At 51.8% G+C, this 18356-nt stretch carries 16 protein-coding genes; 12 read left to right on the plus strand and 4 right to left on the minus strand.

Annotated elements, in window-relative coordinates:
- The first annotated feature begins 7 nt into the window (after positions 1-7).
- From DXV75_RS06375 to tmpT, 5 genes are all read left to right on the plus strand, one after another.
- Positions 8-1399 (plus strand): cytochrome ubiquinol oxidase subunit I, encoded by a 1392-nt coding sequence (locus DXV75_RS06375; RefSeq protein WP_115592568.1) that lies wholly within the window; start codon positions 8-10, stop codon positions 1397-1399.
- Positions 1389-2399 (plus strand): cytochrome d ubiquinol oxidase subunit II, encoded by a 1011-nt coding sequence (locus DXV75_RS06380; RefSeq protein WP_115592569.1) that lies wholly within the window; start codon positions 1389-1391, stop codon positions 2397-2399. The genes DXV75_RS06375 and DXV75_RS06380 overlap by 11 nt, the downstream gene beginning before the upstream one ends.
- Positions 2400-2492: 93 nt before the next feature.
- Positions 2493-3209, plus strand: a complete 717-nt coding sequence (locus DXV75_RS06385) for a 2-phosphosulfolactate phosphatase (protein WP_115592570.1) — start codon at positions 2493-2495, stop codon at positions 3207-3209.
- 67 nt (positions 3210-3276) lie between these two features.
- On the plus strand, positions 3277-3714 hold the full coding sequence (locus DXV75_RS06390; protein WP_115592571.1) for a GFA family protein: 438 nt from the start codon (positions 3277-3279) through the stop codon (positions 3712-3714).
- An 18-nt stretch (positions 3715-3732) separates the two neighbouring features.
- Positions 3733-4371, plus strand: coding sequence for a thiopurine S-methyltransferase (gene tmpT, locus DXV75_RS06395; protein ID WP_115592572.1), 639 nt, complete (start codon positions 3733-3735; stop codon positions 4369-4371).
- 258 nt (positions 4372-4629) lie between these two features.
- Here the strand turns inward: tmpT and DXV75_RS06400 are convergent, their stop codons facing one another.
- Positions 4630-6984, minus strand: a complete 2355-nt coding sequence (locus tag DXV75_RS06400) for a cytochrome c peroxidase (protein ID WP_115592573.1) — start codon at positions 6982-6984, stop codon at positions 4630-4632.
- Between the two features lie 671 nt (positions 6985-7655).
- On the opposite strand from DXV75_RS06400, the gene DXV75_RS06405 reads away from it, so the two are divergent.
- The 7 genes from DXV75_RS06405 (at position 7656) to DXV75_RS06435 (ending at position 14728) form a co-directional block, all read left to right on the plus strand.
- A complete protein-coding gene (locus tag DXV75_RS06405; protein ID WP_115592574.1) occupies positions 7656-8105 on the plus strand; it encodes a YaiI/YqxD family protein in 450 nt (149 codons plus the stop codon).
- Between the two features lie 403 nt (positions 8106-8508).
- Positions 8509-9735, plus strand: a complete 1227-nt coding sequence (locus DXV75_RS06410; protein WP_245953137.1) for an amidohydrolase family protein — start codon at positions 8509-8511, stop codon at positions 9733-9735.
- A gap of 1 nt (position 9736) precedes the next feature.
- Entirely contained in the window at positions 9737-11032 is a 1296-nt protein-coding gene (locus tag DXV75_RS06415; protein ID WP_115592575.1) for an OprD family outer membrane porin, read from the plus strand.
- A gap of 14 nt (positions 11033-11046) precedes the next feature.
- A complete protein-coding gene (locus DXV75_RS06420; RefSeq protein WP_115592576.1) occupies positions 11047-12537 on the plus strand; it encodes a porin family protein in 1491 nt (496 codons plus the stop codon).
- Between the two features lie 37 nt (positions 12538-12574).
- Complete coding sequence (locus DXV75_RS06425) at positions 12575-13177, plus strand: DUF4136 domain-containing protein (RefSeq protein WP_115592577.1); 603 nt, start codon at positions 12575-12577, stop codon at positions 13175-13177.
- 314 nt (positions 13178-13491) lie between these two features.
- Positions 13492-13836, plus strand: a complete 345-nt coding sequence (locus tag DXV75_RS06430) for a hypothetical protein (RefSeq protein WP_115592578.1) — start codon at positions 13492-13494, stop codon at positions 13834-13836.
- Between the two features lie 232 nt (positions 13837-14068).
- The gene (locus tag DXV75_RS06435; RefSeq protein WP_115592579.1) at positions 14069-14728 is read left to right on the plus strand and encodes a YitT family protein; all 660 of its coding nucleotides are present in this window, start codon (positions 14069-14071) and stop codon (positions 14726-14728) included.
- A gap of 6 nt (positions 14729-14734) precedes the next feature.
- On the opposite strand, the gene gluP is transcribed toward DXV75_RS06435, so the two are convergent.
- The 3 genes from gluP to DXV75_RS06450 all read right to left on the minus strand — a co-directional run bounded on the left by gluP (position 14735) and on the right by DXV75_RS06450 (position 18171).
- Positions 14735-16045, minus strand: coding sequence for a glucose/galactose MFS transporter (gene gluP / locus DXV75_RS06440; RefSeq protein WP_115592580.1), 1311 nt, complete (start codon positions 16043-16045; stop codon positions 14735-14737).
- On the minus strand, positions 16042-17187 hold the full coding sequence (gene nagA / locus DXV75_RS06445) for an N-acetylglucosamine-6-phosphate deacetylase (protein WP_115592581.1): 1146 nt from the start codon (positions 17185-17187) through the stop codon (positions 16042-16044). The genes gluP and nagA overlap by 4 nt, the downstream gene beginning before the upstream one ends.
- 75 nt (positions 17188-17262) lie before the next feature.
- Positions 17263-18171, minus strand: coding sequence for a glucosamine kinase nucleotide-binding domain-containing protein (locus tag DXV75_RS06450; RefSeq protein WP_115592801.1), 909 nt, complete (start codon positions 18169-18171; stop codon positions 17263-17265).
- Between the last annotated feature and the right edge of the window lie 185 nt (positions 18172-18356).

Here is an 18356-nt window from a genome sequence, read left to right on the forward strand (position 1 = left end):
GCCTGTTTTGGACGCCCTGATTCTATCCCGCCTGCAATTTGGCCTGAACATCAGTTTTCATATTCTGTTTCCAACCATCACTATCGCACTGGGTTGGTACCTGTTCTACTTCAAACTGCGTTCCGATATGAGCGGGCATCCGGTCTGGATGCGGATATACCGCTTCTGGGTACGAGTGTTTGCGCTGACATTTGCGCTTGGGGTTGTCAGTGGAGTGACCATGTCGTTTCAGTTTGGTACCAACTGGCCGGGATTCATGGAAACCGTCGGCAATGTGGCCGGGCCACTGCTTGGCTACGAGGTGCTGACCGCATTCTTCCTCGAGGCCACATTTCTGGGCATTATGCTGTTTGGTATCAGAAGGGTACCCAATTGGCTGCATACCCTGTCCACCCTGATTGTGGCCGTCGGAACCACCTTATCGGCGTTCTGGATCCTGGCGCTGAACAGTTGGATGCAAACCCCACAGGGGCATGAAGTCATTGAAGGTATAGCCTACGCGCGGGACTGGTCTGCGATTATTTTCAACCCGTCTTTTCCTTACCGTCTCAGCCACACACTGTTGGCGTCCGGGTTAACGGCAAGCTTCCTGATTGCGGGGCTGTCTGCCTACCGGACACTTAAAGGTGACAACAAGCTGGCACCAAAAATAGCAATTAAAACAGCCACTTACACCGCATCAATTCTGATCCCGCTACAAATTTTTGCCGGCGACCTCCACGGCCTCAACACGCTGGAACATCAGCCGCAAAAGGTTGCAGCAATGGAAGGGATCTGGGAGACCCGGCAAGGTGTGCCATTGCTGCTGTTTGCCATACCCGATGAAGCCAAGCGAACTAACCATTGGGAACTGCCTGTTCCCAATGGAGCCAGCCTGATTCTTACGCATCATATGAACGGTGAAATCAAAGGGCTGAACGAATTCCGGGGTCAGCACCCTCCCGTTGCACCGGTATTCTTTTCGTTTCGGATCATGGTGGGTATGGGCATGCTGATGCTGCTGGTTGCCTGGGCTGGCAGCGTTTACCTTTTAAAACAGAAGCCCATGCCGGTCTGGATGCTCAAGTGGCTTGCTCTCATGACCTTCAGTGGCTGGATTGCCACGCTTGCCGGCTGGTATGTTACCGAAGTGGGGCGGCAGCCATATCTTGTCAGTGGTGTACTCAAAACAGCCGATGCAGTGACACAGATCCCACCAGAAAACGTCGGCCTGTCTTTTTCCCTTTATCTGTTGTTGTACCTGTTTTTGCTGGTTTCCTACATCACCACTTTACGCCTGATATGCCAGCGCGCGGTCAACATAGAAGAAATCAGCGACGAGGAACGCTTATCCGCCCAACCGGCCCGGGTAGAGGGTATGCCACCATTGAGCGACAAAGGAGCAGACAATGCCATTTGATTACTTATCCACTGCGACTCTGGCCAATATTTACATCGGCTTACTGGGCCTTGCTGTGCTGCTGTATGCCATTCTGGACGGCTACGATCTGGGTGTTGGTGTTTTGTTTCCGCCCCGCAATGAAGGGTTTCGTGACACCATGATCGCGTCGATTGGCCCATACTGGGATGCCAATGAAACCTGGCTGGTACTGGCCGTAGGCCTGTTACTGATTGCCTTTCCATCCGCTCACAGCCAGATTTTGCAGGCCCTGTATTTGCCTGCCACCTTCATGCTGCTGGGGCTGATATTAAGAGGCGTAGCCTTCGATTTTCGTGCCAAAGTGATTGCCACCCACAAACGCAAATGGGACCTGACATTTAAATACGGCTCTCTACTCACAACTCTATCGCAGGGATACATGCTTGGCATTTATGTCACGGGCCTGCGAACAGACCTGTGGGCTCAGTGTTTCGCTCTGCTCGCCGCATTTGGAGTCACTGCGGCATACATGTTCATTGGTGCATGCTGGCTGATACTGAAAACCGAAGGGGAACTTCAACGCAAAGCCTTCCAGTGGGCAAAGCGGGGCCTTTGGGTGCTTTCCATCGGCATTGTGGCGGTGTCTGTTGCAAACCTTACCCTGCACAGTGAAGTGCGTGAACTCTGGCTTGGCACATCGATGGGCTTTGTGCTTGCAGCCATACCGGTGGCATGCTTTGCCTTTTTGGGCCTGTGCGGCCTCGTTCTTGCCCGTCTGCCACAGGCCAAAGGAAAGGGCGAGTGGCTGCCGTTTATGATCGCGTTACTGGTGTTTTTCCTGAATTTTCTGGCCCTGGGGCTCAGTTACTACCCTTATGTTATTCCAGGTCAGGTCACCATTCTGGAGGCCCTGAGTGACAGCGATTCGTTGCGCTTTTTGCTGGTAGGTACTGCCATTGTCGTGCCCTGCATTCTGGCCTACACGGTGTTGGTGTACCGGATATTTTCTGGCAAGGCCGAGCAGCTGACTTATTACTGAGGCCTGAGAGGTCGAATGACCGTGGTTTCGATTGGCCTTTGCCCGGCACAGTGATAATCTTGAAGTCTAAAACCCGGAACTGGCAATAAAATCATGCACATAGTAACAACCGATTTTGTTTCAGGTGCACAAGCTGCGCGCGGCGTAGCAGTTATCATAGACGTATTTCGTGCCTTCACCGTGGCCTGCTATGGGCTGGAGCGGGGTGCCAGTGCGTTGCTTCCGGTTGGCGAGGTAGAAGAGGCCCTGGCGTTACGCCAGCAATATCCGGATGCTCTGCTGATTGGAGAGCGGGAGGGCAAGCCCTTACCCGGTTTTGATATCGGTAATTCTCCGTCCCAGATCCTGAGTACACGCCTGAATGGTCGCCCGGTCATACAAACTACCCACGCAGGCACCCAGGGGCTGGTAAACGCAACGCAGGCCGACGTGGTTTTGACCGGTGCGCTGGTTAACGCAGCAGCCACCGCTCGCTATATTCAGAGCCTCGCTCCGGAAACAGTAACTTTGGTGCGAATGGGCTGGAAAGCCGAAACCCGAACGGATGAAGATGACGCGTGCGCGGAATATCTGCACCGCTTGCTGCTGGGTGAAACACCAGACACTAACTCGCTCAAGCAACAACTGATGCGCTCTCCCTGTGCAGCACGTTTTCTGGACCCTGCCCAGCCCTGGAATCCGCGCGAAGATCTGGGCCTTTGCCTGGCAGTAAACCGTTTCAACTTTGCCCTTAAAGCCAACCGGAACTCAAAGGGGCAGTTGGCGTTAACGCACGTTCAGTTGCCTCAAATCTGCCCGTCTCCACCCTAGGGGAACCCTCAATGGGTTGCGCTTGTCTACATAGCCAGTCCTCACCTGGCAGCCAAACGGAGCGCAGATGAACTTTAAAATACATTGCCAGTGCGGCCGGGTGGTTTTTGATGTCACCGGGCAACCCATTGTCCATGCAACCTGCCATTGTTCAGATTGCCGCACGCTTTTGGGTGTCCCTTTTCATGCAGTGACGGCCTGGAATCGGGATGACATAATCCTGAAGGAAGGTCAGCGTTTTCTGTCTTTGTTTCAACACCCCACTTTGAACATGCAAAAGCATTTTTGCGTTAACTGTGCGCAGGTCCTGTTCAATACCAACAGCATGGGCTGGCGGGTGCTAGCGCAACCTCTCATTGAAGCCTGCCTGCCAGAGGGCCTGCCTGAAGCTCTCAGCTCTGACAAACACCTGTTCTATGACCAACGGGTAGTCGATATTAATGACGAGTTACCCAAGTACTTGCGGGGAACCAGCGGCCCACTTTATGATGCTACGACATCCTGACCGCGAAAATCTGACCCTATGCACACTGAGTTCTGGCTGGAAAAGTGGCACAACAATGACATCGGATTTCATCGTAGTTCAGTAAATCCTCTGCTAACCCGCTTTATAGAGCGATTAAACCTGCCGAAAAGGGCTCACCTGTTCCTACCTTTGTGCGGAAAAACCCTCGACATTCACTGGTTACTCAAACAGGGCTACCGCATCACAGGGGCAGAATTGAGTGAAAAAGCCGTACAGGAACTGTTTGCAGAGCTTGGTTGTCAGCCCGAAATCGCAAATATTGGACCTTTCGTTCGCTATAATGCCGGGCCATTAACCGTTTTTCAGGGTGATTTTTTCTCACTGAGCCAATCGCACATTGGTGGTATTGACGCCCTTTACGATCGGGCAGCCCTGGTTGCTTTGCCGGCCAGCATGCGCCTCCGTTACGCCAATCATCTGAGAGAGATAACAGGCTCAGCGCCCCAGCTACTGATAACCTACGATTACGATCAAACCATCATGTCAGGCCCGCCATTCAGTGTTACCCCACAAGAAGTCGCGGAGCTTTACCAAGCGCACTGTCACCTTGACTGCCTCGAAGTCGAAGCGGTTGAAGGTGGCCTTAAAGGCCAGTGCGAAGCAACAGAGCGGGTGTGGTTGCTCACGCCCCGTTAAGGCACAGAAAAAAGCCCCAAATTTGGGGCTTCAGTGTGTTGATAAAGTCCCGTTTTTTACGCGAAACACTCTGCAGACTGGAGACAAACGTAGCGAGCGAAGAAAGTGCAAGGAAAAAGTCGCCGAAAAACCGCAGTTTACAAATGGTAAATGAGGATTTTGAGAAGACTTTTGACGCCGCAATTTCAAGCGCAGTAGTTTGTCATCAGTCTGAAGCCCCAAATTTGGGGCTTTAAACTTGATACTTACTTTACTGCACTACTCGGGAATAGTCCCTCTAGGGCCGCCTACCCGCCCCTGCATGCCAGAGGCAAACAGATCTCCGGAGTTAGGTATGCACCAACCTGAATCGGCGTCGTAACCACGCTGGCCAATAGCGGGTAATTCAAAAATGATGTCGTCCGCTTTACCATCACCGTTATTGTCGCTGTTGCTGTGCCCGACACTCAAAGGTAATGAGGGGTGATCAAATGGTGCGGCGTCGCACTGAACCCGTCGGTCGGTCAAAGATTGCAGAAATCTCACCAGCGCGGAAATGTCATCGGTGGCGACATTACAGTCGTTCCCTGGAAGCTCACAATCAAGTAAATTCAACCTACCCAGCCCGGTCTGAACATTGGAATGACAACTTTGCGTTGACTGCGTCAGTTCCTGATAAGTCCGTTCACCGTCTAAACCGGTGCCTGAGTTGTCACCGGTTGCACACTGTGCTCCCATTGCATCCAAATCACCGGAAAAATTGATGTTACGCCGGTTGGTGGCACGATTGTAATACTGAATCATCTGGCGCAATGTTGCGAACATACCGGATGAGGAATACGGAGGAGTCAGGGCTACGTTCCTCAAGGTTGGAGATTTAATGGCTCCCGCTACGGTCACCTTGGAATCAGCGGTAGTGGCATTGCGCCCAAGATTGAAATGCTGGAAGTTTTCCACCGCGGTTGCCAGTTCCGGGTCAACTATGTTGGCATTGATTGCCTGCTGTCGCCCCATTCCCCCGCGCATGGCCACCAGCACGTTTTTGTACTGCTGTGCATAGGAAAGTGGATTGCCATAGGGATCGGTGGCCCCCAGTTTCAAGTCGGTGAAGGTTGGACGTATCCCGGTATTCATAAAACCTGTATCAGAGATGCCCGGTGTCGTCCCGGCTCTGTCGAGCACGGTGCGGTTTTGCACCAGTGGCCCTACTGTTGCGTTGGCAAGGTTCTGGGCATTAGAGAAGGTATCCTTGCCACCGTGGCAAACGTTACATCCACCGCCAACCGGTGTGGAGTTTGGGTCCCGGCGCTGAAAGAAAATTTTACAGCCTCGAAGCAGCAACTCATCCACATCAGCGTTGGCGGTACAGCCAAATGGCCGGCCAGTGCGAATGTCGCGAACCGTCAAAGTACCATCGCTAACCATCTGATCAAATTCACTCTGGTTTGAAATGAGTGTTGATTCATAAGCCATGATGGCCACACCCCAGAACAAGCTGAAGTTATGCTCGGTTTGAGTAAAACCGGTGTCACTGGTGGCGCTGTTTAACTGGCCGTTCTGTACCCGCCAGTAGCCGGTTGCGTTCCAGTACTTGGGTTTGAACGCACGTTTGATAAGCTCTTCATAGGTGTAGGTCACTGCAAGACCCATATTGTTGAAGTACACCAAGCCAGAAAACACACTGTCGTTATCCGACACTTCCTGATGCATCAGCGGGCGCACAAGGTCTCCCATCAGCTTACGGCCAACGTGCGCCAGGGTTCTGCCATTGCACGACATTTCAATGTCATCCACCACTGGCCCTACCGCCTGAGAAGCAAGCGAAGCGTCAGCTATCGAAACGAAGCCCAGTTCAGGCTGCGAGCCTTCCTGGATGATCAAACGTTTATTGGGGTCACCATTAATATCACGCATACCATGCTTGCCAACGCCATTGAACATGTTGGCAGCGGAACCGTCCCAGTTTGATCGACGGTTAAACACTGAATTGATAATGGTCTGGCTATTGCGCCGGGCAGCCTGCCTGGAAGGCAACCCACCAACATGGAAAATGTCATCATTGGCCGGTGAGCAGGTTTCAGAGCCGTCCAGATCGCTGACTCCGATGAACTCCATATCGTAGGCTGCTGTAGATGAAACCACGTCGTTGGTTGATGTCACCACCCGCGAGTTTCGATTGTTTGCCTGTTGAATCTGGTACAAGGGAAAATCATTTTCCCTGAGTGTGTAGTTTGGGCCAGCAGACGCACCAGAGGGCATGTCGCCACCTCCAACAGTGCGGGTATCCGAACGGTCCGAACCAAAGCGATTGTCACCGTTATTGCCAGCAGTAACATCTTTGGCTCCGGGAGACAGTTGGTTAGTAAGACGAATATCGGCACCAGCGTTGAAATGGCAACTGGCACAGGCGACACCATCGCTACCTGCCTGTATGTCCCAAAACAGTGCTTTACCGAGTACGATCGCCCATTCCTCTCCTGACTTGCCGTCTGTGCGCTGATCATTGAGCACATCGGACAGATCCGGGCGGGCGGGGTTTAAACGAGCTTGTCCATTAGCAGGTGAAACGAAAAACGAAAGCATTATGGCCGCGAACACGGCCGGAATAAATGCCGGGAATAGCGTTCTTGTCATGAGTCTTTCCACCTTCAAAACGATTAGTGAGGAATAGGGGAAGTGCCAAAGGCGAAAAACAGGACAGATCCAAGCCCTATCTTGCAGTATCAACTCTGCCTGTAATCAAGACGAAAGAATTCACACCTTATTGAGAAACAGGGTGTTTTTCACATTTCGTCAAACAATTTCTCGAACGGCGGGAAACATGGTTTTTGGTAATTATGGGTTTGAGTATATCCCCAATATGACAAAAATCACTTTATTCACAAAAAATAAAATTAAGCTTTACTTCAACGTATTTTTTAATGAATGCATTCCAGTCAAAAGCGCCTGAATCCTTGCATTTTTTATTACGTACTGATCCCTAGTAACTTTCTACCCGCATTCGTGCCAAAAATTGTTACCGGCCCATCTCTCACCTGGAAACAACAGCTTTAAGATCTACTTAACGCTACAAACGGCAATAAACCTTCCGGCTAATGAGCGGAATAAACTCTTATAAATCAGCAACTTCTTTGAGCACGGGCCATTTACACGCTGTGATGTTGTTACTTCCCTAACAAAATCCAGGCTCGTTGACTGCCGGTGAGCCTGTGGTATTGTTCACAACAGTGCGGTTCCGTGCACAGTGTGTATCAAGTGAGCCCTGCGACTGAGTTCTCCCACTGCCGTTTCAGAAGGTTGTTCGTATGAAAATATGGGTAGATGCCGATGCATGCCCGGCCCCAATCAAAGAGATCCTGTTTCGTGCAGCTCAACGAACCAAACTCACACTAACACTGATTGCCAATCACGCCATGCGGATCCCGCCATCACGCAACATTTCCCTTCAGGTAGTCCCCAGCGGCTTCGACAAGGCCGATGAAGAAATCGTGCGCCTAGCCCAGCCCAACGACCTGGTCATTACCAGCGACATTCCACTGGCCTCGGACGTCATTGATAAAGGCGCGCTTGCATTGAGCCCCAGGGGCGAACTGATGACCAGGGAAAACATTCGCTCCCGCCTTAACATGCGGGATTTTCTGGATACCATGCGTGCCAGTGGTATCCAGACCGGAGGGCCGGCGGCACTGTCTCAAAGCGAACGTCAGGCCTTCGCCAACCAGTTAGACCGATTGATCCAACAATCCCTTCGCTGAAGTATTAGCAATTAAAGGTATGCCTGGTACTAATTCCGGTCAGGATGACGGTTTTGCACCTTACCTCAGGTATACCCGTGTAATCATTGTTTAACGAAAAAGCTTAGATTTCTGATGCTTGATATTTGCGCAACCCCATATCAGGTTATAAGCTTTTTACCGACTGATGTAAGCAAGTGCAGCCTTTGCAAACCGCAGCGCCGAAGTTTGGACGACCTGAATCCATTCCCGTTTCAGTGCGGTTTCCTTGACTTCTATTGTCCTGCCAATGGCTGGTGACTGAAAGGTTCATGAGACTCGTCGAAATTCCGTTTTGACTGTCCGGGCTTTCAGTCATCGCTCGGGAAGTAGTGCTTTTCGGCCCGTTCACGGGCTGTTCACGAATTCAAAAAGGAACGCTCTGATGTCAAACAATCTTCTTAACACTCTTCGCACTTTCAACCAGGTAAAGAATGGGCAACGTGCCAGTGATGTTTCCAGAATTACATTCCGCACCGCAATGACAGCTGCACTTGCGGTGTATCTCAGTGCCTGTTCCACCATGCCCGACGACGAGGAAGCCGAGCCTATGGTATCGGTCAGCAATGATTCCCGGCCATTGAGCTCTTTTGCACTTCCACCGGACCAGCAGGACTGCTACGACCGCACCAGCGAACCTTACACCGCCGTAGTCGACTCACATTTTCACCCGCGTCCTTTCGGCGGTTCGGCCATTCCTGCACCGGAACTGTTCAACTTTTTTGATAACACAACCGTTCGGTTTGTGAATTATTTTGGTATTGGCCAGGTTCTGGATCTTCAGTCAGGGTGCACCTACTACCTGGACTGCCCCGGCGTCCCTGCTTCCCCAAGCATTAAAAATGATTTTGTGAACGGTATGGAGGTCATGGCCTACCCCCATGAAAACCTGCACATAACACTTTCAATGACATTTATGGATTTGGCTCACCCGGAAAACATCACCTCGCTCATAGAGCTTTATGACAAAGAGTACCCCGGCATGTTCAGTTGGTCCGGCGAGCTGAATGTGATGAAGCAAGCCTTGCTTGGCAACCTGCACGAACCGGCTACCAAGGAGAGCATTGATGGCTGGGCGCCTTTTATGGCGGTGCTGCAGGAAAGAGGGATTCCGGTAACCCTGCATTCAGATTTGGGTAACGACGCCAATCCCACCGAATTTCTTCCGCTGATGGAATATGTTCTCGCCAGCTATCCGGACAACAAAATTGTGTGGGCACATATGGGTCTCTCCAAAGAGCTGGCCAATATGAACCCCTACGAACACGTAACCATCATGCAAAGACTTCTCGGCGACTATCCCAATCTGATGCTGGATATCTCTTGGGACGTGCTGTTCAACGCTTACCATGAGTGGGGACCGGTGTTCATCAATTTCTTCAACAGCCACCCTACCCGCATTCTGCCTGGCACTGACTTCGTCGCCGCAGGAACCAAAAGCTTTGACCAGTACGCCAAGGAACTGGATGTCACCAGTCGGGCGCTCAAAGCCATGGACGACAACGCATTCCGACACATCGCACTGGGTGAAAACTATTTTCGCCTGATGGGGCTGGATTACTACGCACCTGATATTTGCCCAACCACAGCAGCCGTATCTGCGGGGCAATAGCATGAAACGCGAAAAAGCCATAACGCTTGGCGGCCTTATGGCAGCCCAGCTGCTGTGCGGTTCGGTAGCTGCCGCTGCAGAAAACGAAACTGACGACGAACCAAACCAGCAAAGTGATCTGGAACCGTTACTGATTGAAGGATACAGCCGCAAAGCGTTTATTGACGACACAACACTGGTATTCAAACCGCGAACTTACTATCTGAACCGGGACAGGGATACCAATCCTGATACCGCCGGCTGGGCCGTGGGTGGCGCTTTGGAGTACAAATCAGGCTGGTGGAAAGACAGCATCCGGCTGGCGGCGACCCTTTACACCTCGCAAAAACTTTATGGCCCTGAAGACAAGGACGGCACGCTTCTGTTTAAACCTGGCCCGGACGGCTTTTCCACCCTTGGTGAACTGAATATTACCTACCGTTTCAGCGAAGATCAGGGCGTTCGCCTGGGCCGGCAGCGGTTTGAGCTGCCTTACCTGGGTAGTCATGACATTCGTATGGTACCCAATACGTTTGAAGGCATCGCTGTTGGAAATGTTTCTCCCGACGGCTTTGGCTATATGGCTGGGTACGTGGACAAAATTAAACGCAAGAATGACGATGATTTCATACACATGTCAGAGGCAGCAGGCGCCGAAGGATCGAAAAAGGGGGTATGGTTCGCCGGTGCACGTTATACCGCGAACGACGGCCCGCTGGTAAGTGGCATATATCAGCGCACCGAAGATGTTTTCGACACCCTGTTTGTGAAACTGGAAGGCCCTCTGCTGACCGAGCAGAATTTTAAACTCAAAGGCTATGTACAGTACACCGATCAACGCAGTTCGGGGAACGAGCTTATTGGTGAGTTTGATACGTCTCTGCTGTCCACCAAACTGGAAGTCTCGTACGGCAACGTTACCTGGAGAGCGGCTTACAGTACCACCGATGACAGCTACGGCATTCAGAAGCCGTATGGCAACCCGTCTAACTACCTTTCCGTCATAGTGGATGACTTTGACCGGGCCGGCGAAGATGCCTGGCTGTTTGGTGCATCTTATAATTTCAGTCGTGTGGGTGTCGGCGACCTTAGCGCCTTCGCGAACATTGTCTGGGGCGATACGCCCGATTCCGGCGTCAACGCGAGCCCGGATGAAACCGAATATGACCTGACTTTCGATTACCGCATTAAAGAAGGCTGGGCAGAAAGACTGTGGGTTAGGGTGCGCGCTGCCTATGTGGACCAGGAGGAAGCACAGGGCGGTAACGATTTTCTCGATTTTCGCATCATCCTTAATTACGACTTCAATTTGCTATGACCGGAGATTACGTTATGACTCTGCGCCCGACTTATCTGGCTGTCTGCTCGGCACTGATTTTCAGCTCTGCTGTGTATGCACAGGAACCTGCTGAAACGCAACAACTGAAGCAGGAAATAGAACAGCTCAAGGCACTGCGTGACGAACTGGCGCGGCAAGCCTCTGAATTTGAACGCCGGATTGCCGCCCTGGAAAATCAGGTGTCCGGAACCGAGCAGGCCATCACTGTAGTCCCTCAAGTACCTGCTCCCCAAGCCACTTCGCCAGTTCCTCCCGAGTACCATGTGAAACAGGTAGAGGATAAATCCACCTGGGGAACCTTCGAGCCCGGCAAAGGCTTTGTGCTGGCCCGTACCGATATGGGTGAAGTGGATTTCAGTGTTTTTACCTACGCGCGCTATCTAAATCAGGATAATTTTGACGACACTTACACCGACACATTCGGACGTGTGCGTGAACTGGACATTCGCAACGACATCCAGATGCAAAAGCTCACTCTGAACTTTAAAGGCTGGTTGTTCGACCCGAAATTCCGATATCTGTTCTACACCTGGACTTCCAACACCAGCCAGGGCGACCTTGCCCAGGTAGTGGTTGCCGGGAATCTGGGTTACCAGTTCAGCGACGCGTTTCAGTTGTATGCCGGTATCGGCGGTTTGCCATCTACACGCTCAACCAACTACACCTTCCCAAACTGGCTCAAGAACGATCATCGCTCCATCGCTGACGAATTCTTCCGCGGTTCCTACACCACCGGGATCTGGGCATCGGGTAAACTTGCTCCGGGTCTGGAATACCGAGCCATGCTGGGCAACAACCTAAGCCAGTTAGGGGTAAACGCGGCCCAGTTGGATGACGGGTTGAATACCGTTTCTGCTGCACTTTGGTGGATGCCTACAACCGGTGAGTATGGGCCAGGCAGCGGTTTTGGTGATTACGAATATCATCAGGAACTCGCTACCTTGTTTGGCATTCACTACACCCACAGCCGAGAAGATGCCCAGGGGCAGTCTGACACCGAAGGTTTTGAAAACTCCCAATTGAGGTTGTCGGACGGCACTTTGATTTTCAGTGATGACCCTTTTATGACCGGCGGCGATGTGCGTAAGGCCACCTATGAAATGGTGGCCGTAAACGGTGGTATGAAATACCGCGGGTGGTCTCTGGACGGAGAGTTTTACTATCGCCGGCTTGATAACTTCCTGACGACAGGGCCGATCCCCATCTCATCGCTGGATGACTATGGCTTCCAGGTACAGGGTTCAACCATGCTGATGCCTGAAACCTTACAGGCCTTTGTTGAGTACTCGAAAATCTACGGAGACTATGGCAATCCCTATGACTTTACCTTGGGGCTGAATTGGTTTCCGATGGCCCGCAAGGATGTTCGCATGAGCTTTCAGGGGCTTTATCTGAAAGATTCACCGGTTGGTTACTCCTCTGTACCTTTTGCGGTAGGTGCACACGGATGGGCCTTTTCCACCGATCTCATAGTGGCCTTTTAAACGCGTGCAAAGTTTAGCGAACCGATAAGGAAACACAATGAAAGCACTTAAAGTGTCTCTGATGTTGATAATGCTCATAGTAGTAGTGGCCTGCTCCAGTCGTTATAGCGTTGAATCCGATTATGACGACAGCTTTGATTTTAGTGCTCTGAGTACCTACCAATGGTATGCCGGAAACGAATACACGCAGCAGACCAAAACATTTCTCAACAATGACATTCTGGATAAACGCATTCGCGAAAACATCGATGGCGCGCTCCAAGCCCGTGGCTATTTGAGCAGTGATGCGAATGATGTCGATTTTCTGGTTAACTATAGCGTTACCTCTGAGCCAAGAGTGGACGTGGATACTTACAATACCTACAGCGGCTTTGCTCCAGGTTGGGGTTACGGCCGTTACGGGCCCGGCCCATTCGTATACGGCGGCGTTGGTATGGGCTATCAGAACACCGAAACCCGTGTGACCCACTATGACCAAGGTTCTCTGGTTATTGATGTCATCGACCCGGTAAGCAACAAACTGGTTTGGCGTGGCACCGCAAATGGGAGGCTGCCGAAAAATATGACCCCAGAAGAGAAATCGGAAGCCGTTAAAAACGTTGTGAATAACGTATTATCCAATTTTCCACCCTCTAAATGATTTGCGGGATCCATTTGCGTGAACCATACTTGCAAGGTGTTAATCTTTGGTTACCAGAAGCTACATCCTGTAACATTCACGCAGTTCTGTGCGAGCAATACCCTTTGAATCACGCTCTTCCACGGCGGTATTGAATAACCTTACCGCCACTTGGTTGTGGATAGGTTTATAACCATAGCAACACACTTTTCAGCTTTAACCGGAAGTCAATCGTCGTCGTTCCTTCGATAGCGTTATTCCGGCCGCATTTGCAACAAAAATCGTAATCTCAGGTCTTATCACTAATACGGAAATCACCGTAAAAGGAATTCATCATGTCTGCACTGTTGATTGCAGTTGTTGTTGATTTATCGCTTTTTTTTGCGATTGCCTGGTGGCTGGCCAGTTCCAGACACCTGAGTCGCCCTTCCAATGTCATGTGCGAGTTACAGAATGCTGTCTCTATCAGACAAAATTCTCTGGCGCGTCTTTTTACCGGCTTTTCAACCACTATCAGCAAAGCCAATGTTTGCAGGATACAGGTGACCGATCAGTGCTTAACCCTGTACACCCGCTCCAACTTCGCCATCGACATATGGGTGGCTCCAAGCCAACTTGATGCCAATGCCGCGCGGGCACGAAGTTTGTTCCCCTCGGCGGATTACCTCGAAGTCGTTTGAACTTGCAGGGCTGTTGCGCAGCACACCTGTGCTGCGCACTTTCCTCAATACCTCACACCCCCATTAACAAAATAAAAACCTTTTAGTTACTTAATTACCAAAAACTGTAAAGCATGGCGTACCCAAATGCATCAGGCCGCCTGTGGCAGATTGGTTCATAAACCTGAATCGCTTCAGCAGGCTGCGTATAATACGCGCCCAATTAATCCCCGTATTAATCAGACAGTCAGCTATGCAGAAACGTTGCCACAGTATTGTTGAAGATATTTTCGCGTTAATTTGCGCTGGCCTGTTCGTGGCATTTGGCGTGTATTTGTTCCAGTCCCAGAACCTGATGGTTGGCGGTGTTGCAGGCCTGGCACTGTTGGGTACCCACTGGCTGAGCCTGGATTTCAGTGTGCTGTTTTTTATCATCAACCTGCCGTTTTACCTGTTGGCCTGGCGGTATATCAGCAAACGTTTTACCTTGAACACTTTTACCACAGTAGCAACTGTGTCACTGATGAGTGAGTACCTGCCCCAATTCGTGAATATTTCTCAGGTTCACCCAATATTTGCGGCAATTTTTGGCGGTATTTTAATTGGGGTGGGCATGCTGATGATGTTTCGGCATACCTCAAGTATGGGCGGACTGGGCATTCTGGCGTTTTTTCTGCAAAGCCGCTTTGGCGTGCGTGCCGGCAGCTTTCAGCTGGCCGTCGACAGTGCCATCCTGCTCAGCGCACTGACGGTGATAGACGTTTCTCTGGTTATGATTTCCGTGCTGGCGGCGTTGTGCCTCAACATGGTAATTTCACTGAATCACCGCCCGGAGCGGTACAGCCTGCCCATGCGCCAGGCTAACGCATCGGAAGAGCTTGTTGATTCGGAGCTGCAAACACAAACCAGCTAGGGCCTGTTAATTGTCAGCACGCTTCCAACTGCGTTTTTTGTGCCCGTAAAGGGCATAAAAAGCAATGAATACGTAACCCGGAATCAACAGCAGATAGGCGGTTTTTCTGCTCATGATTTCTGCCATGCTTCCGTATACCAGTGGCAAAACCGCCCCTCCGGCAATTCCCATAATCAGCATGGCTGAACCCCGCGCCGTCAGCGCTCCCAAATCCGCCAGCGCCAGAGGCCAGATGGCGGGCCAGCACATGGCATTGGCCAGCCCCAGCATGGCAATTAAAGCAATCGGGTCCGGTATGACGGGTATCCCCGACCATCCCCATAAAGCTGAAGACACCCGATAGCTGTTTTCATCGCTTAATAGGATCAAAACCGACAGTAAGATTCCCAAAACCGCGGATGCCAGCAGCGCCTGACTCTGGCTGAGCCAACCCGGAACCAGCAACAGCCCCATTACGTAGCCCATTAACATGGCTGCCATTGTATAGGAAGTCAGGCTGGTCACGTTCTGCAGCCCCAATGAAGAGCCGTACAGGCCTATGGTGTCTCCCGCTATCACCTCAACACCAACATAGAAAAATATCGCCACTGCTCCCAACACCAGCTGAGGGTGCCGAAAAATGTGTCTTTGCCCAAAACTCCTGTCTTCCTTCGGCTCATGGATATCCGGCAACGCCACCCGAAACAACGCGGCAGCCAATACCAGCATGATTACTGCCATGGCCACATAAGGTGCAATCACCTGATCAGCCATAGCCGCGACTTTAGCTTCCCGTGCCTGCGGCTGAAGAGTGGCAACACTGGCAGCACTGACATCCTGAAAATTTGCCAGCACCAGTGCCGTAAACACCATCGGTGACAGCATACCCGCGCTCTTGTTAAGAAAGCCCATAACCGCAATTCTAACAGCCGCGTATTCCTGCGAGCCCAGCCGTACAACGTAAGGATTGGCTGCGGTTTGCAAAATGGTCAGCCCGCTGCCGACCACAAACTGCGCCAACAGAAATATTCCGAACCAGCGGGTGTAGGCTGCTGGCACAAACATCAGCAGACCCATCGCCACCAACACCAGACCGATCACCATGCCATTTTGATAACCGGTTTTTTCCAGCACCCGCGACATGGGTAATGCCATTACCACAAAAGCGATGTAAAAGCAGAATGCCACCAACAGCGCCTGAACTTCATTCAGGTCACAGATAATTTGCAAAAAGGGGATCAGAGCCCCGTTCAGCCAGGTAATAAACCCGAAAATAAAAAACAGCACCCCAATAGTGGCCATCGGCATCCAGGCAGGAAGGGCAGTATTCTTGGTCATTCCACCGGTTCCTGATCATTCAGCTCGATTTTTGTCCCCTGTTGCCATAAATGGCGAATGGACAGATTTTCGTCCAGACACAGAAAACTCGCTGCGCTACCAACTGCAATCTGGCCCATGGTATCCTGCAACCCAAGCAGGGTAGCCGGTGTGGTACTGGCCATGGCAACGGCGTCCGCTAAATCGACCCGACACCAACTAACAGCGTTTCGAACAGCCTCTATCATCGTCAGGCATGAGCCTGCCAGGGTACCATCCGGCGTAGTCAGTTTATTGCCGTGGCGCAGAATTCGGGTATCAAAAAATTCAACGTCATTAAGCTCGGTGCCCGCTGGCGCCATAGCATCGGTGACCAGAATCATACGCTCAGGCCCCTTCGCCCGCATTGCAACCTGGCAGGTTTGAGGGGCCACGTGAAACCCATCCAAAATGAGGCCACAGTAGGAGTGAGCACTTGCCAACGCCACCCCGACCATGCCTGGTTCCCGGGATTGCATGGGCGACATGGCATTAAACAGATGGGTAAATCCAACCGCCCCGGCATCAAGGGCCTGCTCAACCTCGGCAGCGTTGGCATTGGAATGCCCCAAAAACACCAGAACCCCGGCCTGGCTTAGCGTTTGAATCACGCTCACTGGCACGGTTTCGGGCGCAAGTGTCACCATCACTTTCCCCAGTGCAGGGTCGCTGATAATGGCCAGTTCCCTGTCTGTAGGAGGCCGAATGAATTGCTCACTGTGCACACCTTTGCGTACAGTGCTCAACCAAGGCCCTTCGAAATGCACACCGACAATACCGGCAACGCCCTGCTCTCGGGCTTTCACAATACTGGCTGCAGTGCGGGCCATAACCTCAACCGAGTCGGTGATGAGGGTTGGCAGCATTGCCGTGGTTCCAAAGCGACGATGGGCCTGCATCATTGTACTGATGGCATCCACGCTGCATTGCTGGTTCAGCAATACGCCACCACCGCCGTTGACCTGAATATCAATAAACCCCGGCACAATTTTAAACGGATAATAATCTGCATCCGCAGCAGAGTCGGCTTGTCCAACGGCAACGATGCGCCCGGCCGTAACTTCAATCAGCAGATCCCGCTGCCAGCCTGAAGGGGTTAATACCTGCTTACCTATCAGTTTCATTTCGCCCCCAAACCTGTACTAAACAGGCCAGAATAATCCTACTTTTGCCTCTGACAACCCAACTCCCATTCATGTTCAACAGGCCTTCCGGCAAGATTTCATATAGAGCACCGCCCCCCATTCCGGGCCGGATTGCGCTTCAACAATTGCCTTTAATACATCGTCGGCCAACCAGGGCTGTATCTTTTCAGCCAGGCCTCCGGCGAGCACCAGTTTGCCCTCGCAATGAAGCAGTGCTCTGCGTGCAATCTCACTCAGGTAATCAGCGCCACTTTGCACCAGGGTTCCTGCCACTTCGCTGTTGCCGGTCTGCGCCAATTGCAATACCAAAGGTGCCAGTTCGGCAAATTGGGCAGGAGCTGCCAGATTGAGCAGGTTCACCAAATCGGCACTGTCTTCCGCCTGGTAATGCTGCAACACCGCATCCACCAGCGGGTCGTTGCCAACCACTCCGTCCATGGCCTCCAGGGTGTAGCTTGCTGCCTGCCTGCCAAGCCAGGCACCACTGCCTTTATCTCCCAGTTGGAACCCATGCCCGCCTGACTGGATCAGCTTCCCATCGTGCAGGGCGGCGGCGCAGGAACCGGTTCCGGTAATAAGCACTGCACCGTTTCGGCCCAAGTGAGCGCCCAGTATTGCGGTATGAAGATCTGAAGTGAAACAGAAACTGTAAAATGGGTGTTGCCAATGGCTGAGCATTGCGTTTGCAGATGGCACATTCGCCCCTGCAAGACCTGCTGCAACCGGGGTGCGTTCAAATTGGCCGGGTTCAGCCAAGCCGGCATCTGCCAGGGCCGCAGTAACGGATTCGACAAGAGAATGGAGTGCACCATCCGGCTCGCGGGCAATATTGGCCGGGCCTCCAACTCCTGTACCCAAACACTGACCCTGAAAGTCAAACACCTGGGCGCGACATTTGGTGCCGCCGCCGTCCACGCCAACATAGTACTGTGAATCTGATCCCAGCTGTTTATCTTCGTCCATCACCAATAACACTTGATAGCCACCACAACGTGCGAGCTAAGGTAGCAGCGGCGCTCAATTACCTCAAGTACCCGAATTAAGATGAAAAAAATAACCAGTGAAAAAGGAGATTGAAAGCCACAATTAAAAAAGCCCGGCATTGCCAGGCTTGAACATCCTTGAACTACTTAGACGGTTTCTTCGGC

Origin of the sequence: Alteromonas aestuariivivens (assembly GCF_003367475.1) — a bacterium.
Classification (GTDB): Bacteria; Pseudomonadota; Gammaproteobacteria; order Enterobacterales; family Alteromonadaceae; genus Alteromonas; species Alteromonas aestuariivivens.